At 71.2% G+C, this 20,744-nt stretch carries 17 protein-coding genes; 12 read left to right on the forward strand and 5 right to left on the reverse strand.

Annotated features, from left to right (window positions below; all coding sequences use genetic code 11):
• Window positions 1-2 precede the first annotated feature (2 nt).
• Window positions 3-1,250 (reverse strand): SGNH/GDSL hydrolase family protein, encoded by a 1,248-nt coding sequence (locus EDD92_RS02570; protein ID WP_123970236.1) that lies wholly within the window; start codon window positions 1,248-1,250, stop codon window positions 3-5.
• Window positions 1,251-1,543: 293 nt separating this feature from the next.
• Window positions 1,544-3,349 (reverse strand): M4 family metallopeptidase, encoded by a 1,806-nt coding sequence (locus EDD92_RS02575; protein ID WP_123962766.1) that lies wholly within the window; start codon window positions 3,347-3,349, stop codon window positions 1,544-1,546.
• A gap of 262 nt (window positions 3,350-3,611) precedes the next feature.
• Between EDD92_RS02575 and EDD92_RS02580 the strand changes: the two genes are divergently transcribed.
• The 7 genes from EDD92_RS02580 to EDD92_RS02610 all read left to right on the forward strand — a co-directional run bounded on the left by EDD92_RS02580 (window position 3,612) and on the right by EDD92_RS02610 (window position 12,272).
• A complete protein-coding gene (locus tag EDD92_RS02580; protein ID WP_260326286.1) occupies window positions 3,612-4,805 on the forward strand; it encodes a serine hydrolase in 1,194 nt (397 codons plus the stop codon).
• A gap of 82 nt (window positions 4,806-4,887) precedes the next feature.
• Window positions 4,888-6,363, forward strand: a complete 1,476-nt coding sequence (locus EDD92_RS02585; RefSeq protein WP_123962769.1) for a CAP domain-containing protein — start codon at window positions 4,888-4,890, stop codon at window positions 6,361-6,363.
• 64 nt (window positions 6,364-6,427) lie between these two features.
• Complete coding sequence (locus tag EDD92_RS02590) at window positions 6,428-7,105, forward strand: AIM24 family protein (protein WP_123962771.1); 678 nt, start codon at window positions 6,428-6,430, stop codon at window positions 7,103-7,105.
• Window positions 7,106-7,279: 174 nt separating this feature from the next.
• Window positions 7,280-8,320, forward strand: coding sequence for a lipopolysaccharide assembly protein LapB (locus tag EDD92_RS02595; protein WP_123962773.1), 1,041 nt, complete (start codon window positions 7,280-7,282; stop codon window positions 8,318-8,320).
• The gene (locus tag EDD92_RS02600; protein ID WP_185123911.1) at window positions 8,317-9,354 is read left to right on the forward strand and encodes a polyprenyl synthetase family protein; all 1,038 of its coding nucleotides are present in this window, start codon (window positions 8,317-8,319) and stop codon (window positions 9,352-9,354) included. The genes EDD92_RS02595 and EDD92_RS02600 overlap by 4 nt, the downstream gene beginning before the upstream one ends.
• Window positions 9,355-9,506: 152 nt before the next feature.
• Window positions 9,507-10,466, forward strand: coding sequence for a threonine/serine dehydratase (locus tag EDD92_RS02605; RefSeq protein WP_123962775.1), 960 nt, complete (start codon window positions 9,507-9,509; stop codon window positions 10,464-10,466).
• A 180-nt stretch (window positions 10,467-10,646) separates the two neighbouring features.
• Window positions 10,647-12,272: a serine/threonine-protein kinase gene (locus EDD92_RS02610; RefSeq protein ID WP_123970239.1), complete on the forward strand. Its 1,626-nt coding sequence runs from the start codon at window positions 10,647-10,649 to the stop codon at window positions 12,270-12,272.
• Here EDD92_RS02610 and EDD92_RS02615 read toward each other — a convergent pair.
• Window positions 12,264-13,709: a serine hydrolase gene (locus EDD92_RS02615; protein ID WP_123962777.1), complete on the reverse strand. Its 1,446-nt coding sequence runs from the start codon at window positions 13,707-13,709 to the stop codon at window positions 12,264-12,266. The genes EDD92_RS02610 and EDD92_RS02615 overlap by 9 nt on opposite strands.
• A 75-nt stretch (window positions 13,710-13,784) precedes the next feature.
• Between EDD92_RS02615 and EDD92_RS02620 the strand changes: the two genes are divergently transcribed.
• The 3 genes from EDD92_RS02620 (at window position 13,785) to EDD92_RS02630 (ending at window position 16,681) form a co-directional block, all read left to right on the forward strand.
• Complete coding sequence (locus EDD92_RS02620) at window positions 13,785-14,756, forward strand: LLM class F420-dependent oxidoreductase (RefSeq protein ID WP_123962779.1); 972 nt, start codon at window positions 13,785-13,787, stop codon at window positions 14,754-14,756.
• Window positions 14,757-14,865: 109 nt separating this feature from the next.
• A complete protein-coding gene (locus EDD92_RS02625; protein ID WP_123962781.1) occupies window positions 14,866-15,882 on the forward strand; it encodes a hypothetical protein in 1,017 nt (338 codons plus the stop codon).
• Between the two features lie 91 nt (window positions 15,883-15,973).
• Window positions 15,974-16,681, forward strand: coding sequence for a DUF2238 domain-containing protein (locus EDD92_RS02630; protein ID WP_123962783.1), 708 nt, complete (start codon window positions 15,974-15,976; stop codon window positions 16,679-16,681).
• Here EDD92_RS02630 and EDD92_RS02635 read toward each other — a convergent pair.
• Window positions 16,605-17,102 carry a DUF6328 family protein gene (locus EDD92_RS02635; RefSeq protein WP_185123912.1) on the reverse strand — a complete coding sequence of 166 codons (498 nt, stop codon included), beginning with the start codon at window positions 17,100-17,102 and terminating at the stop codon, window positions 16,605-16,607. The two genes, EDD92_RS02630 and EDD92_RS02635, sit on opposite strands and share 77 nt — an antisense overlap.
• 160 nt (window positions 17,103-17,262) lie before the next feature.
• Here EDD92_RS02635 and EDD92_RS02640 point away from each other — a divergent pair, with 160 nt between their 5' ends.
• Window positions 17,263-17,607 (forward strand): hypothetical protein, encoded by a 345-nt coding sequence (locus EDD92_RS02640; protein WP_123962785.1) that lies wholly within the window; start codon window positions 17,263-17,265, stop codon window positions 17,605-17,607.
• A gap of 15 nt (window positions 17,608-17,622) precedes the next feature.
• On the opposite strand, the gene EDD92_RS02645 is transcribed toward EDD92_RS02640, so the two are convergent.
• Window positions 17,623-18,606, reverse strand: coding sequence for an aldo/keto reductase (locus EDD92_RS02645; RefSeq protein WP_123962787.1), 984 nt, complete (start codon window positions 18,604-18,606; stop codon window positions 17,623-17,625).
• A 136-nt stretch (window positions 18,607-18,742) separates the two neighbouring features.
• On the opposite strand from EDD92_RS02645, the gene EDD92_RS02650 reads away from it, so the two are divergent.
• On the forward strand, window positions 18,743-20,476 hold the full coding sequence (locus tag EDD92_RS02650) for a cholesterol oxidase substrate-binding domain-containing protein (RefSeq protein ID WP_123962789.1): 1,734 nt from the start codon (window positions 18,743-18,745) through the stop codon (window positions 20,474-20,476).
• The last annotated feature ends 268 nt before the right edge of the window (window positions 20,477-20,744 follow it).

Genomic DNA, 20,744 nt, shown 5'->3' on the forward strand with positions numbered 1-20,744 from the left:
CCTCAGCCGCCGGGGTGCCGGGCGGCGCAGTCGAGGCTCGTCAGATCGACGGCGTCGGCCATGGCCTGCATGCCCTTGTCGTTGGGGTGCAGATGGTCGCCGCCGTCGAAGACGGGACGGATGCGCTCGGGGTCGTAGGGGCTGCGAAGGACATGATCGAAGTCGGTGACGGCGTCGAACTCGCCGCTGCCGCGGATGAATTGGTTCACTGCCCCGCGTACCTTCTCGCCGGCCGGATCCCATTCCGGCCAGCCCTTGTACGGGGCGACGGTCGCGCCGACGACGCACTTCCCGGCCGCGTGCGCGCGCTCGACGATCTCGCGGTAACCGGCGATCAGGTCCTGGGCGGTGACTCCGGTATGGGCCTTGACGTCGTTGACGCCTTCGAAGAGGAACACGGTGCGGACGCCGGGCTGGGAGAGGACGTCGCGCTGCAGCCGCTTCAGGGCGCTCTGGCCGCCGCCGTCCGCGAGGACCTGGTTGCCGGAGATCCCTTCGTTCGCCACGCCTTTGACGTGGCCGCCGAAGGACCGCAGTCGGCGGGCGAGGTAGTCGGGCCAGCGGCGGTCGAGGTCGGTGGTGGACTGCCAGCCGTCGGTGATGGAGTCGCCGAGGGCCACGACCGCTGCGGTACCGGCGGGCGGGCGCACGGAGACGGCGTCCAGGTAGAACCAGGAGCCGGTCGTCTGCGTCCAGTGGGCGGCGCTCTCCTCGGCGGTGTGGTCGCCCTCGGTCGTGTAGGACGTCTGCATGGCCATCCAGTGACCGGTCGCGGGTCCGGCCGCGTCCGGTGAGTGGATGCTGACCACGAGGTCGGTCGCGGCGGGCAGTCGGCCGGGCAGGGGGTCGCTGAGGGCGGCGGCGCCCGCGGGGACGGTGACGGAGCGGGCGCCGTCGAAGGTCATCCGGCGGTTGCTGCCGGGGACGAGCCGGGCGCCCTCCTGCCGGAGGCCGGCGTAGACGCTGTCGAAGGTCACCGGCCGGTCCCCGAAGGCGTTGGAGAGGCGAATCCGCAGGTCGCTTCCGCCCGTGCTGGTGTGGACGACGAGCCGGTAGCCGCGGTCGGCGGCCGCGTCGTCCATGCGGTCGGCGCTCGCACCCCAGGTGACGACCCCATGACGGTCCGCGGGCGCTCCCACCACGGTGAACGGGGGCTGATCATCGGTTGCGTGCACCGGGGTGGCCTGGATGGCGCCGGCCAGCAACAGGAGGGCCCCCAGGCGGCCGGCCCGGGCGTAGCGGGCCCGCACCGGGCGAGCTCCTTCGGCGTGACGGAGCCACCGCGGGCCCCGACGCCCCTCACCGGTGGTTTCGCCGGGGTTGTCGGGGGACATCCACTCCTCCAGCCGGACGGGCTTCGGGCTCACCTGCGGGAGATACAGCTGTGTGCGGGGACCGGCAACGGTGGCCGCGTATGCATTGTCGCACTCGAGTTCGGGCGCCGCAGGGCAGTGGTGACCGGGCGCCCTTCAGAAGAGGGTGGGTCTGCCAGATCCGGGCGCCCACTGACAGGGGCACCCGGACCGGTGTCATGGTTTCGCAATCAGCGGTGCGCGGCCGGGGTGTTGGCCGAGGTGACGTTGACGGCGGCCCAGGCCAGGTCCACCGTCTTGTACTCCGTGCTGTTCGCCCCGTAGAGGTCCTTGGCCGCCTTCAGCGTCGCGTTGCGCGCGTCGTGGAAGTCGGTCGTGGAGACCATGTAGCGGGTCAGGGCCCGGTAGAAGATGGCCGTGGCCTTGGTGCGGCCGATGCCCTTGACCGTCGAGCCGTCATAGGTCGGCGAGTCGTACCTGACGCCGCCGATCGTCTTCTGGCCGCTGCCCTCGGCGAGCAGGTAGTACGCGTGCGAGGAGACCCCGGAGCCGGCGTGGACCTCGGCGTCGTACGCCTCGGGCGACCAGTAGTCGATGGTGCCCTCGAGCCGGTCGAGCGACGGGTGGTCGAGGCGACGCAGGAACTTCTGGGCCAGCCCCATCTTCTCGCCGATGAGGTAGTCCGGCTTGTCCGACGCGTTGTTCGTGAAGAACTCGACGTTGGAGCCGAAGACGTCGGCGAGTGACTCGTTCAGCGAGCCTGGCTCGCCGTACTGGTTGCCCTGCGCGTCGACACGGGTGGGCTCCAGCTTGGCGGTGGCGTCCACGACGCCGTGGGTCAGCTCGTGGCCGGTGACGTCCAGGGCGACCAGCGGCTTCTTGAACATGTCGCCGTCGCCGTCGCCGTAGAGCATGCAGTCACAGGTCGAGTCCCAGAACGCGTTGGCCACCTTGTTACCGAAGTGGACCATGGCGTGGGCGCCCTTGCCGTTGTTCTCGATGCCCTTGCGACCGAAGGTCTTCTTGTAGAAGTCCAGGGTCTTGGTGATGCCGTACTGGGCGTCGGCGGCGGCGCTGTTGCGGCTGGTGACCCTGCCGTTGCCGAAGACGTCGTTGTTGGTGGTGATCTTTTTGCCGCGGGCGAAGCTCTCCAGCTCCTGACCCTTGGCGTCCCGGGTCTCGGTGCCCCAGCGGGTCGGGTCCTTGAGGAGGTAGGTGGTGCGGGCCGTGCGGGTGGTGGTCAGCGGGACCGTGCCGACGAAGAGGGACTTGCCGGTGCCGTGGGCCGTCGACGGATAGCGGGTGGCACCGGCCGCGGACGAGGCCGACGCGGCCGTGAGTCCGGCCGTCTGCGAACCGGCGCCCGTGGCGGGGTCGAGCCTTTCGCCGCGCTCGCGCAGGGTGTCGAGCAGCCCGGGCGAGAGGAACTCGTCACTGTCGGGCGTGTTGCTGCGCACCTTGCCGGTGACAGCGTCGACGACGACCGTCCGGGAGCCGCCGCCCTCGGCGGTGCCGCTGTCGCTGACCCGCACCTGGTAGGCGAGGGCGGACGCGCCGTCGCGGGCGTCCACGACGAGCTCGGCGGTGCCGGCGTCACCCTTGGCGGCCGTGGCCGCCTTCTGCCGGGCCTCCGCGGCCGACAGCCTGGCGGCGGTGGCGGCAGCGGGCTTGACCGTGTGTCCGGCGGCCCGGGTGACACCCGCGTACTCCAGCTGCCCGGTGAGGTGGACGACGAGGTCGCCACCGAGCACCTGCATGCCCTGGTGCGCCCGGGTGAACCGGACGTGCCGGGCACCCTCCGGGTCGATCATGACGTCCTCGGCCTGCAGTTCGTCGCCCTGGGAGACGCCGGTCGCGGACGAGTGGGCGAAGGCGGCTGCGCGGGCGGCGGACACCACGGACGCGGCCGAGGTGCCGGCAGCGACAGCGGTGTGACCCGTCCCCGTGGTGGTGCCGAAGGCGGTGCCGGCCAGGCCAGTGGCGGCCGTCGTCACGGCGACGGCAACCGCCACGCTGCGTATGTGCGGTCTACGCACTGATGAGGGTTCCTTCCTTGCAAGGCGGCCGGGATCACCAACCGCCTTGATGCATGGCGCCGTTGAGCGCCATGGGGGCTGGTCGGGCCCCGGCAAGAAACCCTTTCGGACGAGTCATGTACATGTAAAGACTAAAATATCGCTTTCCGTGCGATATATGGCAATACTTTGCAAATCCACATCGCTCAGTGATCAGTGGGTGACCAACTGTGCGTCGACTGTGGAGATGTGACGACACGGAAGAAAGTTGCCTCACGTGAATGTGACTCATCTCGCATCCAAGGGCACGGTCCTGGGAACGGTCGTGCTCTCCCTGCTCGCGGTCCCCTCACATGCCACCCCCACCGTGCCGCTGCCCAAGCCCGACCTGATGGGCCTTCAAGGCCGCCTCGTCACCGCGCTGAAACAGGGCGCACCGGGCGCGACCGCCCGGATCGACGACCACGGCAGAGTCGAATGGGCCGCCATGGGCATCGCGGACCGCAGGAGCAGACGGGCGATCAGCAACGCCGACCGGTTCCGTATCGGCAGCGTCACCAAGCCCTTCACGGCCGTCGTGCTGTTGCAACTGGCCGACGAGGGCAAGCTGAGACTCGACGCCCCGGTCAACCGATATCTGCCGGGGCTGCTGCCGGACCGCACGATCACAGTGCGCGAGATTCTGGGCCACCGAAGCGGCCTGTACGACTACACGAACACGATGTTCGCGAAGACGGTGCCCGGCTTCCAGGAGGTCCGCAGCAAGGTCTTCACCTACCGTGAGCTCGTCAAGCGCTCGTTGTGGCACCCGCGCACCAGCGCCCCGGGCTCGTTCTCGTACTCCAACACCAACTTCGTCGTCGCCGGCATGCTCATCGAGAAGCTGACCGGCCACTCCGTAGGGACGGAGTACGAGAACCGCATCATCAAGCCGCTGAAACTGCGCGACACCTTCTACGTCCACCCCGGCGCGCAGATCCCCGGCCGCCACGCCAGGGGCTATCTCACCCCGGACGAGAAGGACGCGCCCCTGATCGACGCGACCGAGCAGACGATGTCCTGGGCGCAGAGCGCGGGCGCGGTCATCTCCACCACGAGGGACCTGAACACCTTCCTGTCCGCCCTGCTCGGCGGCCGGCTCACCTCGCCCGCGCAGCTGCGGCAGATGGAGCGCATGGTGCCGGTCAGCAGCACCCAGGGGTACGGGCTGGGGCTGGGTCGCCGCGACCTGTCCTGCGGGGTCTCGGTGTACGGGCACACGGGCGTCGTCCAGGGCTACTACACGTACGCGTTCGCCACGAAGGACGGCCGGCGCAGCTTCACGGCCGTGGCCACCACGTCCAACAACGCTGCCGTGCTCAACACGATGCAGGGCACGATGGAGTCCGCGTTCTGCGGCAAGCAGTCGAAGGTACGGCGCGCCGCACCGCCCGTCGAGCGCTACGAGGACATCGCTCCCGGGATTGCCCGGCACTGAGCCGACGGGGAACCCGGCCGCCCCGGTGGACGTTGTCCGGTGGAGCCCATCGAGGGGTGAGCGACGACACCGGGGCGGCGGGATGAGCGAGTTGGTGCCCGGGGGCAACATGCCCCTTCCGGACGGTGCCGTGACCGTACGGGTGCCCGGCCCCTTCGACGTGTCCGCGCTGATCACGGACGACGGGGGCAGGGTCCGCGGCGACGGCGACTTCGTGTTCTACAACCAGCCCTCCGCGCCGGGCGCCCGACTCGGCGGCGACACCCTCACCGTCGACCCGCCGAGGCTGCGCCCGGGAGCCACCAGGGTCACGGTGGTCGTCAGCCCCGCCGAGCCCGGCACTCCCCTCGCCCGCCTGCCCGCGCCCACGCTCCACGTCTCGGCTGCAGGCGGCCGCCCACTCGCCCGCTTCGCCCCGGCGCACCCGGGCCAGGAGACGGTGCTGCTGCTCGCGGAGATCTACCGGCGGGGCGGCGGCTGGAAGCTGCGGGCCCTGGGGCAGGGCTACGCCGACGGACTCGCCGGGCTTGCGCGGGACTTCGGCGTGGATGTCCTCGACGACGGGACCGCGGCGGCGCCGGCCACGGCACCCGGGGTGCAGACCGGCTCTGCGACGCGGACGGCGCCCGGAGGCGTGGCCACGTCCTCGACGCCACCGTCCCGGCCCATACCCCCGACCACGCCGCGCGTCGGAACCCGGCCGGCATCCTCGACGCCGCCGATACCCAGGGCCCGCTCCCACTCCCCCACCCCGGCCCCCGCCCCTGCACCGAACTCCCCCGGCCCGGACGGCTTCCTCGGCCTGGTCAACTCCGCCCGTGCCGAAGCCGGTTCCCCGCCCGTGGCCCTTGACGCCCGTCTGACATCGGCGGCCCGCGCCCACGCCGACGTCATGGCCTCCGCAGGCTGCCTGGGCATCGAGGGCCGGGACGGCCCCTCCGTCTACCAGCGCGTCACGGCCGCCGGATACACGTATCTCACCGTCGGCGAGCACCTGGTCTCCGGTCCACGTACACCCGCCGAGTTCGTCCGCCACTGCCTGAGCGAAGAGCAGTCCGGCCGCACCCTGTGCGACCCGGCCTACCTGCATGCCGGCCTGGCGTACGCCCGCGACGGCCGGTCGGGCGCCACGTACTGGACCGCGCTGTGGGCCAGGCCGCTCACCCCGGGCGACCTGGCGCGGACGGCGGCCGAGGTCGTCGACCTCACCAACGGGGAGCGCGCCGGTGCGGGGCTGCCGCCCCTGGCCACCGACCCCCTGCTCACCACCGCGGCGCAGGCGCACAGCGCGGACATGGTGGCCCGCGTCTTCTACTCGCACACATCGCCGGACGGAAGCCGACCCTGGGACCGTGCCGCGGCCGCGGGTGCACGACGGCACTCGATCGGCGAGAACATCGCCTGCGGTCAGCGCTCCCCCGCCGAGGTCGTGGACGGATGGATGAACAGCCCCGGCCATCGCGCCAACATTCTCAAACCCGACTTCACCCACATCGGGATCGGCTTCGCGGGCGGCGGCCCGGCAGGCATGTACTGGACCCAGCTGTTCGGCGCCTGACCACCGGAAACCGACCCTCCCCGCGATCTTGGCGGAACGGAATCTTCCGGGACAGGATGCCCACATGAAGGGTTCCCTCTTTTCCAGCGAGCACATGGTCCAGCCGGCCACCGCGCCCGGCATGACGATCGAGAACGCCAAGTGCGTCAAATACACGGTGAACGGCGAGATGCTCGCCCGCCAGGGTGCGATGGTCGCCTACCGCGGCAACCTCCAGTTCGAGCGCAAGGGCCAGGGCGTGGGCGGCATGCTCAAGCGCGCGGTCACCGGGGAGGGGCTGCCGCTGATGGCGGTGCGCGGGCAGGGCGAGGCCTGGTTCGCGCACGAGGCGCAGAACTGTTTCATCGTCGAGGTCGACCCCGGTGACGAGTTCACCGTCAACGGCCGCAACGTCCTGTGTTTCGACGCCTCGCTGTCGTACCGGATCGCGACGGTGAAGGGCGCGGGCATCGCCGGCGGCGGTCTGTTCAACAGTGTCTTCACCGGACAGGGCCGGCTGGGTCTGGTGTGCGAGGGCAATCCGCTGGTCATCCCGGTCTCGGCGCAGTTCCCGGTGTATGTCGACACGGACGCGGTGGTGGGCTGGACGGCCGGTCTGCAGACCTCGCTGCACCGTTCGCAGTCCATCGGATCGATGCTGCGCGGCGGCAGCGGGGAGGCCGTGCAGCTGATGCTGCAGGGCGAGGGGTACGTGGTGGTACGGCCGAGCGAGGCGACGCCGCAGAAGGCCCAGCAGCACTGAGTCCCACGGAGTGATCTGCGCCTCAGGAGCAACCTCTCCGGCGCCGACGACGTCTTGATCCCCAGCAGGTGACGCCCTGGCCCCTTGGGCCAGGGCCTATTTCCGACGCGCTATACACGCCATGTATACACAGAATGTATAGATGGGGTGTATACAGGCCACCGAAAGGGATCCATGTACGGCAAGGCATTCGCCCCGGAATACCAGGGCGCCCTGAACACCCTCTCCGTGAACTCCTCGCTGACCGATGTACTGGCCGTCGGCACACGGGAGTTGAGAGCCGCCGAGCGGGCCGGGCAGCACGGAGAGGTGGCCCGGTCCGGCCTCGCGGTGGCCGAGGCGCACCGCCGGCTGGGGCAGGTCGGGGACGCCGACCGGGCGTGGAAGGCGAGCTACCGTGCGGCCCGCGCGGCCGGGGACACGGCCGCGATGGCGTGGGCGCTGTGGAGCGGCGGCACCCTGGCCCGGCAGCGCGGCGCCTTCCCACTGGCCTGGCGGCTGCTGGGGCTCGCGGCCGAACTCGGCGAACGCGGCGGTGACGTCGTCGTACGCGGCTACTCGCTTGCGGGACTCGCCGAGACCGGCCGCATCCAGGGCGACTACGAGGCCGTCCGCAGGCTGCACGAGCAACTGCTCGCCGAGGCCCGGCGGCGCGGCGAGGCGCGGCACACGGTGTGGGCGCTGGAGGGCATCGCGCAGATCCACCGCAACACGGGTGAGTACGACACCGCGTACGCGTTGTTCGAGGAAGCGGCCGAGATAGCCGCGCGCGCCGACGACCGGCGGGGCCACGCCTGGGCACTGCGCGGGCTCGCCGACATCGTGTCCGTGCGGGACGGGGACGTCGAGCGGGCGCTGACGCTGCTGTCCGAGGCGGAGACGGCCTGCCGGGCGATGAAGCTGTCCAGCGCACTGGCCTACAACCACAAGATGCGCGGCAACGTCCTGTACCGGGCGGGGCGTTGGGCCGAGGCCCGGGGCCTGTACGAGCAGGCTCTCACGGAGTTCCGTGCGATGAGCGAACCACGCGGGCAGGCGCTGGCGCGGCTGGGGCTCGCCAAGTCCCTGGCCCGACTGGGCCGCGACCGCGCCGAAACGGCAGCCGAACTCGCTGACTTGGCACGCGAGTTGGAGCGGATCGGACTGCGGCATGCGCGGGAGATGGTGGCGCGGGCGCAGCAGGAGTTCGGCGTGGCTGCGGAGGTCGTACGGTGACGGCGTTTCCCTCGACGCTGCGGCCACCGGCCGAGGCGCCCCACCTCCTCGCCCGCTGCCGCGAGTTGGTACGGCCGGCGCTGATGGAGGCCGTGGAGCGCATGCATCCCTGGGTGGGTGAGATGGCCGCGTACTCCTTCGGCTGGTGCGAGGTGGGCGGTGCACCGACCGGCGCGTCGGGCGGGAAGGGCGTGCGGCAGGCGCTGGCCGTGCTCGCAGCCGAGGCCGCGGGCGCACCCGGTCGGGCCGGGGTGCCCGCGGCGGTCGCGGTGGAGCTGGTGCACACCTTCTCCCTGCTGCACGACGACATCATGGACGGTGACGCGGCCCGGCGCCGCCGCCCCACCGTCTGGAAGGCGTACGGCACCGGGCCCGCAGTCCTCGCGGGCGATGCGCTGTTCGCGCTGGCCGTCGAGACCCTCGCCGCGGCACCGGGCGGGCCGCAGGCCGTGCGGGTGCTGTCGGTGGCGCTGGGTGACCTGGTGCGCGGCCAGGCGGACGACCTGTTGTTCGCCACGCGCCCGTGGACGGGGCCGCAGCGGGTGCGGCCGGACGAATACCGGGCGATGGCCGAGCACAAGACCGGCGCGCTGCTCGGCTGCGCCGCGGCGCTCGGCGCCCTGCTCGGCGGCGCTGCGCCTTCGGTGGTCGACGCTTTCGACCGTGCCGGGCGGCACCTCGGGATCGCCTTCCAGATCGTCGACGACGTCCTGGGCATCTGGGGCGACCCCGCCATCACTGGAAAACCCGTGCACGGCGATCTGCGGGAACGAAAGAAGACGTTCCCGGTACTGGCCGCACTCGACTCCGGCGCCCCCGCGTCCCGCCGACTCGCCGCACTTCTGGACGCGGGCGGAGAACCCGGGGAGGCGGCCGCGCTGATCGAGACGCTGGGCGGCCGGACGGAGGCGCTGGCCGAGGCGCGCGCACACATCGCCGCGGTGGAGGCGGCTCTCGCCGACGCGACCCTGCGGGCACGGCCGGTGGAGGAGCTGCGGTCCTTGCTGGAGTATCTGGTGCGGCGGGATCTCTGAGGGGGTGGCCGGGCCTGCTCGCGCTCGGCGGCGGACGCCGCCGCCCCTCGCCCGCCGCGAAACGCCAAACCGTTTGACCTACGCCGCCTCCGGCGTCAGGGTGCGAAGTGGTGCGGGCCCTTGTCTCCCCCGTGCCGGGAAGGGTGACTGTCTTGATCGGGATCTCCGAGGTCGAAGCAACGGCCGAGCGCATCGCCGGGCACGTCGTGCGTACACCGACGCTGCCGAGCCCGGGACTGGCCGCGCTGCTCGGAGCCCCGGTCACCGTCAAGCTGGAACTGCTGCAGCGCACCGGTTCGTTCAAGGCGCGCGGCGCGACGGCGAAGCTGCTGTCGCTGAGTGCCGGTGAGCGGGCCGCCGGAGTCGTGGCGGTCAGCGGCGGCAACCACGGGATCGCCCTCGCGGTCATGGCCGCCGCCCTCGATGTGAAGGCCACGGTGGTCATGCCGCGCTCGGCACCCGCCCGCGCGGTCGAGATCGCCGAGGCCGCGGGAGCGTCGGTGCGCCTGACGGACGACATGGGCGAGGCGTTCGCGCTGATGGAGCGGCTGCAGGAGGAGGGACTGACGCTGGTCCATCCCTTCGACGATCCGGTGGTCGTCGCCGGACAGGGCACCGTCGGGCTCGAGTTCGCAGCCGACGCGGGTGAGGTCACCGACGTGCTCGTCAGCATCGGGGGCGGAGGACTGATCTCGGGTGTCGCGGCGGCGCTGCGGGACCGGCGGCCACAGGTGCGGATCTGGGGTGTGGAGACCGAGGGTGCGCAGGCCATGTCGCAGGCGCTGGCGGCGGGCGGGCCGGTGCCGGTCGCCCTGTCGTCCATCGTGAGCACGCTCAGCGCACCGTCCGTCTCGCAGCTGACCTACGACCATGTGTCCGCGCTGGTCCACGAGGTGCTCGTGGTGCCGGACCGGGAGGCGGTGCAGGGCACGCTCGACCTCGCCGACCATGCCAAGGTGTGGGCCGAACCCGCGGCCGGCTGTCTGCTGCCCGCGGCCCGGCAGGTCCTGGAACGGGTCGGTGAGGGCGCACGGCTCGGACTCGTCGTGTGCGGGGGCAACGCGACGACCGGCGACGTCATGGGGTGGGCGCAACGCTTCGGACTGCGCTGAGTTTCCGTCGCCACCTTCCTGAATTCCGGTCAGCTCTCCGTGGCTTCGGCGAATTCACCCAACGGCACATGACCAAATGACTTTACCGGCCAGTCAGTTGCGGATTCATTGAACGCATCCCGTCGCAGCCCCCGTACCTCTTGTGAAAGGTGAGACCCAGGGTTTCGACGAGGGATGACCATGGTCAAGGCGCATGTCTTCACGCACGAGTTGGTCGCCGGAAGGTACCGGCTCGTCGATGTCGTCCACCAGGAGACGAACCGCATCTGCTGGTACGGCAAGGACGTCAACGTCGGACGCGCCTATCTCCTCACCCAGATCGCCCTCCCTGACGACCCGGACGCCGAGGCCGCGCCCCGGGCGACCGCCCGTATCATCCGCATGTCCGAGACCATGGGGCTGATGTGCCCCGGCGCGGTCGCGACGGTCGTCGACGCCGTGGAGCAGGACGGCATGCTGTGGACCGTGACCGAATGGATCGACGGGACGCCCCTGGGCGAACTCGTCGCCCAGCAGGGCATGTTCAACTATGTGCGGGCGGCACGCATCGGGCTGGAGCTGCTCGATGTACTGGAAGCGGCGCACGGCGAGGGCATCACCCACGGCGAACTCAGCCCGGGGCAGGTCTATGTGCAGGACCGGGGTGGGATCGTCGTCACCGGCTTCGGCCTGGCCGGCGCGACCCTGGCACCGAGGCTCTCCGCGCCGTCGTACGCCTCCCCGGAGCAGGCCCGCGACGAGCGTATCGGCCCGGCGGCCGACCTGTGGGCGCTGGGCGCGATCCTCTACACGATGGTCGAGGGACGCCCTCCGTTCCGGGACCGGGACCGGCCCGAGGCCACCTTGAAGGGCGTGGACCGGCTTCCACTGCGCACCCCGGTGCACGCCGGGCCCCTCACCCCCACCGTGCAGGGGCTGCTCCGCAAGAACTCCAGGGAGCGGCTGACCCGCCCGGTGGTGCGCGAGGCCCTCACCCGCGTCCTGACCGAGGACCCCGACACGCTCTCGGGCACCGTGGCGCGGCCCCGGCTGCGCGGTGTCTACACCGCCGCCTGCCATGCCGCCCCCAGCTGGAGCAGACGCACCATGGCCATCGGCACCGCGCTGGCCGTGGTGACCGTGGCGGCCGCCGTGCTGGCCGCCACCGATCAACTGCCGGGCACCGGCACCGCCGCGACCGACACCGCGCCCCAGCCGTCGGTGTCCGCCACCGCGTCCGCCACGCCGCCGGACAGCCGCACCGACGGCAGGAACTCCAGCCCGTCCGCGTCACCCACGCCGACCGCATCGCGGACGACATCCGCGCCGTCGCCCTCGTCCTCCCCGTCGGCCGGCGCGCTGCCGCCGGGTTTCCACCGCTACACCGCACCCGAGGGCTTCTCCGTGGCCCTCCCCAAGGACTGGAAACGGGTGCGCACCTCACGCGTCGCCGACCTTTCGACCCGCGTGACCTTCGGCGCGGACGGCGATCCCCGCACCCTCGCGGTCACCTACAGCACCGTCGTGGGCTCCGACCCGGTCGCCGTCTGGCGCGACGACGTCCAGCCCCGGCTGGAGAAGGACGACGGCTTCCAGCGGATCGGCGAGATCAAGGCCACGACGTACCAGGGCCACAAGGCCGCCGACATGGAGTGGCTCTCCGAGGCCGACGGCACACGGGTGCGGACCTTCGGGCGCGGTTTCCTGCTCGGCGGCGGCCGTGGCTTCTCGCTGCGCTGGACGACTCCGGCCGCCGACTGGAACGACTCCGCGAACCGGCTGGCGCTGGACACCTTCCTGCGGACCTTCCGGGTGTCCTCAGGCTGAGGCCCGGGGTGCACACAGCGCGCGCAGTGGGGTGCTGTGCAGCGGAGTGGTGTGCCACCGCGCTGTGAAGGTGCGGTCCGGCAGCGAGCACGTCACGGTCAGCCGGTGCGGTGTCTCCAGGAACAGGACGTCCACGGCGAGGGTGTCCTCGTCGGTCCATCCGCCGCTCACCGCGGTGGGCAGCGGCTCGTCGGTGACGGTCCAGCCGCCCTCCCCGACGTGCAGGCCGAGCTCGTGCCCGTCCTCGGTGAGGCGCAGGGCCCAGCCGTCCGAACCCACCGTCACCTGGGCGCCGGTCAGCTTCGGCTGGGCCGCGCAGACTCCGCCGTACGGCGTGAATTCGGCGCCGGACCAGTTCTGCGCCCGCTCCGGCGGTGCGGGCTTCCCTGTGGCCGGGGGCAGCGCGAGTCGCGTCAGCCGCTCACCGAGGGCCGTGTCCTCGTGCTCCCGGCCCTGCAGCGGTTCGGTGCCGAAGGCCGGCAGAAGGTGCTGCCAGGCCAGATCGAGCACCTGCTGCATCTGCTCGGTCGCCGCCGTCGTCGCGATCACGGCGTCGTGCTCGGGCAGCACCAGGCAGAACTGCCCGTACGCGCCGTCGCCGCGGTAGCCGTGCCGGGAGGTCCAGAACTGCAAGCCGTAGCCCTGCTGCCAGTCCGACAGCGCACCAGCAGCCGTACCGTCGCCGTTGCCGATGTGCGGGCGCGTGGCCTCGGCCACCCACCCCTCGGGCAGCAGGCGCCGCCCCTCCCACACCCCGTCCTGCAGATACAGCTGGCCGAGCCGGGCGACGGCATCGGTGGCGGCGTGCAGCCCGCTGAAGCCCAGTTCGCGGCCGGCGCGGTCGCGCAGCCAGGCCGCCTCGCCCATCCCGAGCGGGTCCAGCAGCCGCGGGCGCAGGTACTCGGTCAGCGGCTGACCCGTGACACGCTGCACGATCGCGGCAAGGGTGTAGGTCGCGGGCTGGTTGTAGGCGAAGACGGTCCCCGGCTCCCGCTCGGGCGGGAGCAGCAGGAAGCCGCGCACCATGTCCGCTCGGTCGGTGGCGAGCGCCCGGTCGAGGGTCTCCGCCTCGTGCCCGCTCGCCATCGACGCCACGTGCCGCACCAGCATCGCGCGACTGCGCGGGTCGGTGATGTCGGCGTCGAACTCGGGAAAGTACGAGATCACCGGGTCGTCGAAGCGCAGCAGCCCCTCGCCGGCGGCGATCCCGGCGGCCGTCGCCGTGAAGCTCTTGCTGAGGGAGTACAGCAGGTGCGGTCGATCGGAGGTGTACGGCGCCCACCAGCCGGAGGCCACGAGGTGACCGTGCCGCATGATCATCAGGCTGTGCGGTTCGATGTCAGGCGCCGCTTCGAGGGCGTCGAGGAAGGCGTGGACGCCGGTGGCGTCGACACCTTGGGCGGCGGGGCTGCCGACGGGCAGCGGGCGAGCGCTCATGAGGGCATCCTCCCCGGTGAACCCTGGTTGATCGAGAGGCTGTTTTCCGCCGCCGGTCCAGGGGACTCGACGTTTATGGTGCAAATCGGATACACGATGATGACCGAGCAGGCCGGCCCCCGTGACCTCGTCGACCATCTGGTGCGGGCCGAGGGCGCCGGTTACGACTTCTCCGTGACCTCGGACCACTACTTTCCCTGGCTGCGCTCGCAGGGGCACTCGCCGTATGCGTGGAGCGTGCTGGGCGCTGCGGCTCAGGCGACCTCGAGCATTCCGCTGATGACCTATGTGACGTGTCCGACCGTCCGCTACCACCCGGCGGTGGTGGCGCAGAAGGCGGCCACGATGCAGTTGCTGTCCGAAGGCCGCTTCCGGCTGGGGCTGGGCTCCGGCGAGAACCTCAACGAGCATGTGGTGGGCGGCGGATGGCCGTCCGTCGACGTGCGGCACGAGATGCTGGAGGAGGCGGTGGAGATCATCCGGGCGCTCTTCAAGGGCGGCCATGTCAACCATCGCGGCACGCACTTCGACGTGGAGTCGGCCCGGCTGTGGGACCTGCCGGACCAGCCGCCGCCCATCGGCATCGCCGTCTCCGGCGAGCAGTCCTGCGCCCTCGCGGGCCGACTCGCCGACCTGGTCATCGCCACCGAGCCCGAGGCGGGGCTGCTGACGGCGTTCGACCGGCACGGCGGTGAGGGCAAGCCGCGCGTGGGCCAGCTGCCCGTCTGCTACGACCCCGACCGGGACACGGCGGTGAAGCGCGCGCACGCGCAGTTCCGCTGGTTCGGCGGCGGCTGGAAGGTCAACTCCGAGCTGCCGCACCCCGATTCCTTCGAGTCGGCGACCCAGTACGTCACCCCCGACGACGTCGCCGCGTCGATTCCCTGCGGCGACAACCCCGACGACTTCGTCGAAGCCGTACGCCCCTACGCCGACGCCGGATTCGGCGAGATCGCCCTCGTGCAGATCGGCGGCGAGTCGCAGCCGGCGTATCTCGACTGGGCGGAGAAGACGCTGTTGCCGGCCCTGCGCGACAGCTTCGACTGACCGGGAGGCCTCCGGGACGGCGCCCTGTTCAAAGCCTTGCCAATGGGGCCATATAGGCTGCCGGTCTGCACTTCTGCAGTCCGACCAGCTTTGCACAGGAGAGTCGTCCGTGGCCCTAGCGATCGTCCCGTCCGAGTCGTCCCCCGTCCCGCTGTCCGACCTCGTCGCGCGGGACGCGCGCGAGTTCGGGGTGTATGCGCGGACCGGAGGATGGGCCTTCGGCCTGATGGTGGCGCGCAGCGTACGGCCCGGTGGGCAGGGCGCGGAGGAGACGCCGAAGGTGTCCGCGAAGGAGTTCGCGGAGCTGGCCGGGTGCTCCCCCGAACGCGTCATGCGCTACTACAAGGCCTGGGACCGGGCAGCCGACGACGGCATGGTCCCGCACTTCGAGGCGCTGGTCCCGGGCCAGGAGGTGGAGCTGCCGGACGCGGACGTCTGGCTGAGCTACTACGTGTCCCGCAACAGCGCCACCTCCGAGCGCGGCACCGCCATCGCGGAGGCCGCCGAGGCGGAGGGCATCCGGCCGACGAAGGCGCTGGAGGTCGCCGAGAACCCCACCGCCCTGCGCGCCGCGATCCTCGCCGACCCCTCCACCGCCCGGGCGGCACGCCAGGCGCTGCTCGACCGCGTCCGTGAAGACCCGGAGCTGCAGGCCGAGTTGGCGCGGGACGTCGTCCGCACCGACGACCTGAAGAAGGCCGTCGCCACCGAGAGCCGGGCCGCCGACCGGATCGGCTACGTGCGTCAGATCGCCGAGTCGGGGCAGGTCAAAACGCCCGCGGGGCAGACCATCGACGCGCCGGTCGACCTGCGCCAGGAGGCCGAGCGGCACCTGTCGCTCATCGACGAGCTCGAGGAGGACGAGGACAGCGGCGAGTGGGCCAGCGAGGCCTACGACACCATGAAGTCCCTCGTCGCCGAGGCCGTGGAGGCCGATCCCGAACTGCGCGTCCAGGAGCGGCGGACGAAGTTCTACAGCAGCCTGCAGAAGGCGACGAAGGCGTTCGAGGAGCTGACCTTCGACGATGTGCAGGACTTCGTCGAGGACGACATGGTCCAGCGCCTGGAGGAGCTCCAGCAGGCCATCGTCATGTGCCTGAGCGCGCTGCGCGGCGACAAGGGCTGAGGATCCCGGCCCGGGCGGGGCTGAGTAGCCGTACTCATGCCGTCGTCCAACCGCTCGGCCAGCATGGGGGCTTCCACGAGGAGGAGCCCCCATGACTGCTGTCCTGCACTCCGCCGTCCCGCGACGGCGGCTGCCCGCCCTGCTGGCTGTCGTCGTGGCACTGGGGCTGGCCGCCTCGGCCTGGGGGGCGCGCGATCGCACCACCTGGTTCCTGGAGACGGTATGGGCGCTGGTCGGGTTGCCGCTGGTGGTTCTGGCCTGGCGCCGCTTCCCGCTGACGAACCTGTTGTGCTGCCTGCTGGCCGTCCATGCGCTGGTGCTGGCGGTGGGCGGCCACTACACCTACGCACAGGTGCCGCTGGGCGACTGGGTGCGGGACACCTTCGGCCTGGCCCGCAACCCGTACGACCGTTTCGGCCACCTCATGCAGGGCTTCGTGCCGGCGGTTCTGGTACGGGAGTTGCTCAGCCGTACCTCGCCGCTGCGCGGCAGCCGCTGGCTGGCTCCGCTGACCGTGTGCGCGTGCCTCGCCTTCAGTGCTGTCTTCGAGATGCTGGAGTGGCTGGCCGCGGTGACCGGCGGGCATTCCGCGGACGCCTTCCTGGCCACGCAGGGCGACGTGTGGGACACGCAGTGGGACATGTTCTGCGCGCTGATCGGCGCCACGGTCTCGGTGCTGGTGCTCTCCCGCCTGCACGACCGGCAGCTCGACGCGCTGGGTGTCACTCCGTATGGCGGCGCCGGGTCCACAGAGGCACCGCGTACCAGCACAGCGCGTACCACGCGACCACGCCTGTGACGAGCCAGGGCACGGCCCCGTTGTGGGTGGCGACCCGGAGGATCAGCAGCAGCGAGGAGGTCATGGTGGCGAGCAGGAGTGCCAGACCGACGAAGGTCATCCGGGAGGCCCACTCCACGGCCTGCGGCTTGACCCGCTGCCCTGCGACAAGGCGGTGCAGGGAGACGGGCCCGATCAAGGCTCCGGTGGCGGCGGCGCCCAGCACCACGGTCACGATGTAGATGGTCTTGTCGGTGGATTCCAGCGAGTCGTACTTCTGCTGGAAGACGACGGTGAGCAGGAAGCCGAACAGGATCTGCACCCCGGTCTGGGCGACCCTGACCTCCTGGATCAGCTCACCCCACTTCCGGTCGGCCCTCTCCTCCTCGGTCTCGTGCCGCCCCCACTCGTTCAGTTCTTCTCTGCTGTTTGTGGCCGGCAAGGTTCCTCCCGGCTCGATCGCCCCGGATGTCTACCCTGACCCGGGTTCCCTCTTCGCGCAGGATTGACCGGGCCGGGCGCAATCGGCCCTGTTTGGGCGATCACCGGGCGGTTACACGGAGCGCATGGCGTACGACGACCACCCGAGGAGTCCGACGACCATGTCCGGCACCGAGCTCACAGTCACTGTCAGCGGCGGCACCGCCGCGGACGCACGCGCAGTCGTGCGGGTTCTGGAGCCCACCTTCGGTATGGCGAAGGAGGACCTTCCCGCCGACGACGAGGTCACCGTCCACACGGCGAGGTTCGAGCACGAGCCGGCAGGGCCGCCGTCCGAGGCCGGCCCCGCCGGCCATCTGTCCGGGGCGGTGACGCTGACCGTGCAGGGCTCGCCGGTGGCGGTGGCGCAGGCGCGCGAGACGCTCACCCACGCCTTCACGGCCCAGGATCAGGGCTCGGTCTCCGGCGACCAGGAGCAGGAGTGGCAGCTGCTCCTGGAGCCGTGAGCCGGTCGCCCCGGTCTACCAGCGGGCTTCCACCTGGTCCTTGATCCGGCGGTCGTAGAGGTCGCGGATCGCGGTGAGTGTCTCGTCCGTGAGCTGCGGGAGCCTGGCGGCGGCCGCGTTGGCGCGGGCCTGCTCGGGTGAGCGGGCGCCGGGGATCACGGTGGTCACGCCGGGCTGCTGCACGATCCAGCGCAGGGCGAGCTGGGCCGGGGTGTACCCCTCGGGCGCGAGCGCGGAGAACTCGGCGGCGGCCTCGACGCCGGTCGTGTAGTCGACGCCGGAGAAGGTCTCGCCGACGTCGAAGGACTCGCCGTGCCGGTTGTAGGTGCGGTGGTCGTTCTCGGGGAAGACGGTGTCCTTGGTGTACTTGCCCGACAGCAGACCGGAGGCGAGCGGGACACGGGCGATGATGCCGACGCCGGCCTCCTGCGCGGCCGGGAGGACCTCGCGCAGCGGCTTCATACGGAAGGCGTTGAGGATGATCTGCACGCTCGCCACGTTCGGCCGGGCGATCGCGGTCAGCGCCTCCGCGCAGGTCTCCACGCTGACGCCGTAGGCCGCGATGCGCTCCTCCTCGACCAGGGTGTCCAGGGCGTCGAACACCTCGTCCGTGGAGTACACGGGCGTCGGCGGGCAGTGCAGTTGTACGAGGTCGATGCGGTCGACGCCGAGGTTGCGCCGTGAACGGTCGTTCCAGGCACGGAAGTTGTCGAGGACGTAGTTCTCGGGGATCTGCTCGACGCGGCGGCCCATCTTCGTGGCGACCAGCACATGCAGGTCCGGCCTGCCGCTGAGGAAGGCGGCGATGGTCTGCTCGCTGCGCCCGTCGCCGTACACGTCGGCGGTGTCGAAGAAGGTCACCCCAGACTCGGCCGCCGCCTCCAGCACCGCCAGGGCTTCCTTGTCGTCGACGTCTCCCCAGTCGGCACCCAGCTGCCATGTGCCCAGACCGACGACGGATGCGTGCTGACCCGACCTACCGAATGTGCGCTCGTCCATGGGTGCAGTCTGTCATCCGTCACGCCTGCACACGGAACCGGAGGGTCCGAAGAGCCACCTGTGAATCATTCACTCGGACGAGTGATGTTGTTGGACAGGAATCCTGCACGTGTCAACGGCCCCCTAGCGTGAACCCGTGACTGATTGTTCAGTGAGCAACTTCCCGTCCGGGCCGTCGGAGAAGACGTCGTTGAGCCGTCGCGGCTTCCTGGTCGGCGCGGCCGCGCTGGCAGCCGGCCCGGTGCTGATCGCGGCCGATCCGGCGGTCGCGGCGCAGGAGCTGCCGGACTTCCCGGCGGATGTCGCCCTGTACCGATCGGCGTACCGCAACTGGGTCGGTGAGATCACCGCGGACGGCCTGTGGGCCTGTGCTCCGGGCGCCGCGGATCAGGTGGCCGAGGTCGTCAACTGGGCCTGGCGGCACGGCTGGAGGGTGCGCGCCCGGGGTTCCGCGCACGGCTGGTCGCCGCTGACGATCACCGAGGGCACGGCGTCGGACGCCCCCGTTCTCCTCGTGGACACCGCGCGTCATCTCACCGGCCTGTCGCTGGACTCGGCGAGCGCGGTGCGCGCCGGCACCGGCGTCACGATGGAGGCCCTGCTCACCCATCTGGAGGGGCACGGCCTGGGGGTCACCGCCGCGCCCGCTCCCGGTGACCTCACCCTGGGCGGCGCGCTCGCCATCGACGCGCACGGCAGCGCCGTACCGGCGCAGGGCGAGCAGCGGCTGCCCGGGCACACGTACGGCTCGCTCAGCAATCTGGTGCTGTCGCTGACGGCGGTCGTGTGGGACGAGAGCTCGGGCGCGTATGTGCTGCGGACGTACGACCGCGCCGAGGCGGACTGTGCCGCGCTGCTCACGCACCTCGGCCGTGCGCTGGTGACGGAGGTCGTGCTGCGGGTGGGCGCGAACGTCAATCTGCGGTGTGTGAGCCGTACGGACATCCCGGCGGCCGAACTCTTTGCGGCGCCCGGCTCCGGCGGGCGCACGCTGGCGAGTTACCTCGACACGTCGGGCCGCGTGGAGGCCATCTGGTTCGCCTTCACCGAGTTCCCCTGGTTCAAGGTGTGGAGCGTCGCGCCGACGCGGCCGCTCACCTCGCGGCATGTGACATCGCCGTACAACTACCCGTTCTCCGACAACGTGCCGACCGTGGTGGCGGACCTGGTGGGGCGGATGACCTCGGACGCGGCCTGGTATCTGGCTCCGGTGCTGGGCAACGCGCAGTACGACGTGGCGGCGCTCGGGCTGGTGGCGACGCTGTCGGCGGACATCTGGGGGCCGTCGAAGAACACTCTGCTCTATATCAAGCCGACGACGCTGCGGGTGACCGCGAACGGCTACGCCGTGCTCACCACGCGGACCCAAGTGCAGCGCGTGGTCGCCGAGTTCACATCCTTCTACCGGGAGCGGCTCGCGGCGTACGCGGCGCTGGGCCGCTTCCCGGTGAACGGTTCGGTGGAGATCCGGGTGACCGGCCTCGACGACCCGGCCGATGCCGAACTGGCGGGCGCCCGCGCCCCGTTGCTGTCGGCACTGCGGCAGAGCGACACGCATCCGGAGTGGGACACGGCGGTGTGGCTGGACGTTCTCACCCTGCCGGGCACACCGTACGCGGAGGCCTTTCTGCGCGAGCTCGAACAGTTCCTGCTGCGCACGTTCGACGGGGAGCACGCGCTCACCCGGGTCGAGTGGTCCAAGGGCTGGGCCTACACGGACGAGGCGGCCTGGAGCGACGAGGAGGTGCTGGGCACGGCGGTGCCCGCGTCGCTGGGCGAGGCGGCGTGGGGGCAGGCGGCCGGAACCCTGGACCGACTCGATCCGCACCGCGTCTTCGGCAACGGCTTCCTCGACCGGTTGCTGCATTGAGCGCTGCCGTTGCCGCACGCGCCCGAGCGGGCCGAAGCGGGCGTCCGCATACCTGGGCGAGCTCGGGAGCCTGTCCGCGCAACGGCAGCTGATCATGACTTCCGAGGCACCGGTGAGTCGGCGCGAAAACGGCCGTGCTGCACGGGGCCCGGCGCCAGAGCCCGCCCTGCAGCCCCTCGCCACCTGCCAGGTCCCGCACCGGAGCTGTGACGCCGTCGCGCCTTTCCTGTACGGCCGTTGGGACGAGGCGGACCGATCTCACCCCGCC

Source organism: Streptomyces sp. TLI_185, from assembly GCF_003814765.1.
In the GTDB taxonomy this organism is placed as follows: Bacteria; Actinomycetota; Actinomycetes; order Streptomycetales; family Streptomycetaceae; genus Streptomyces.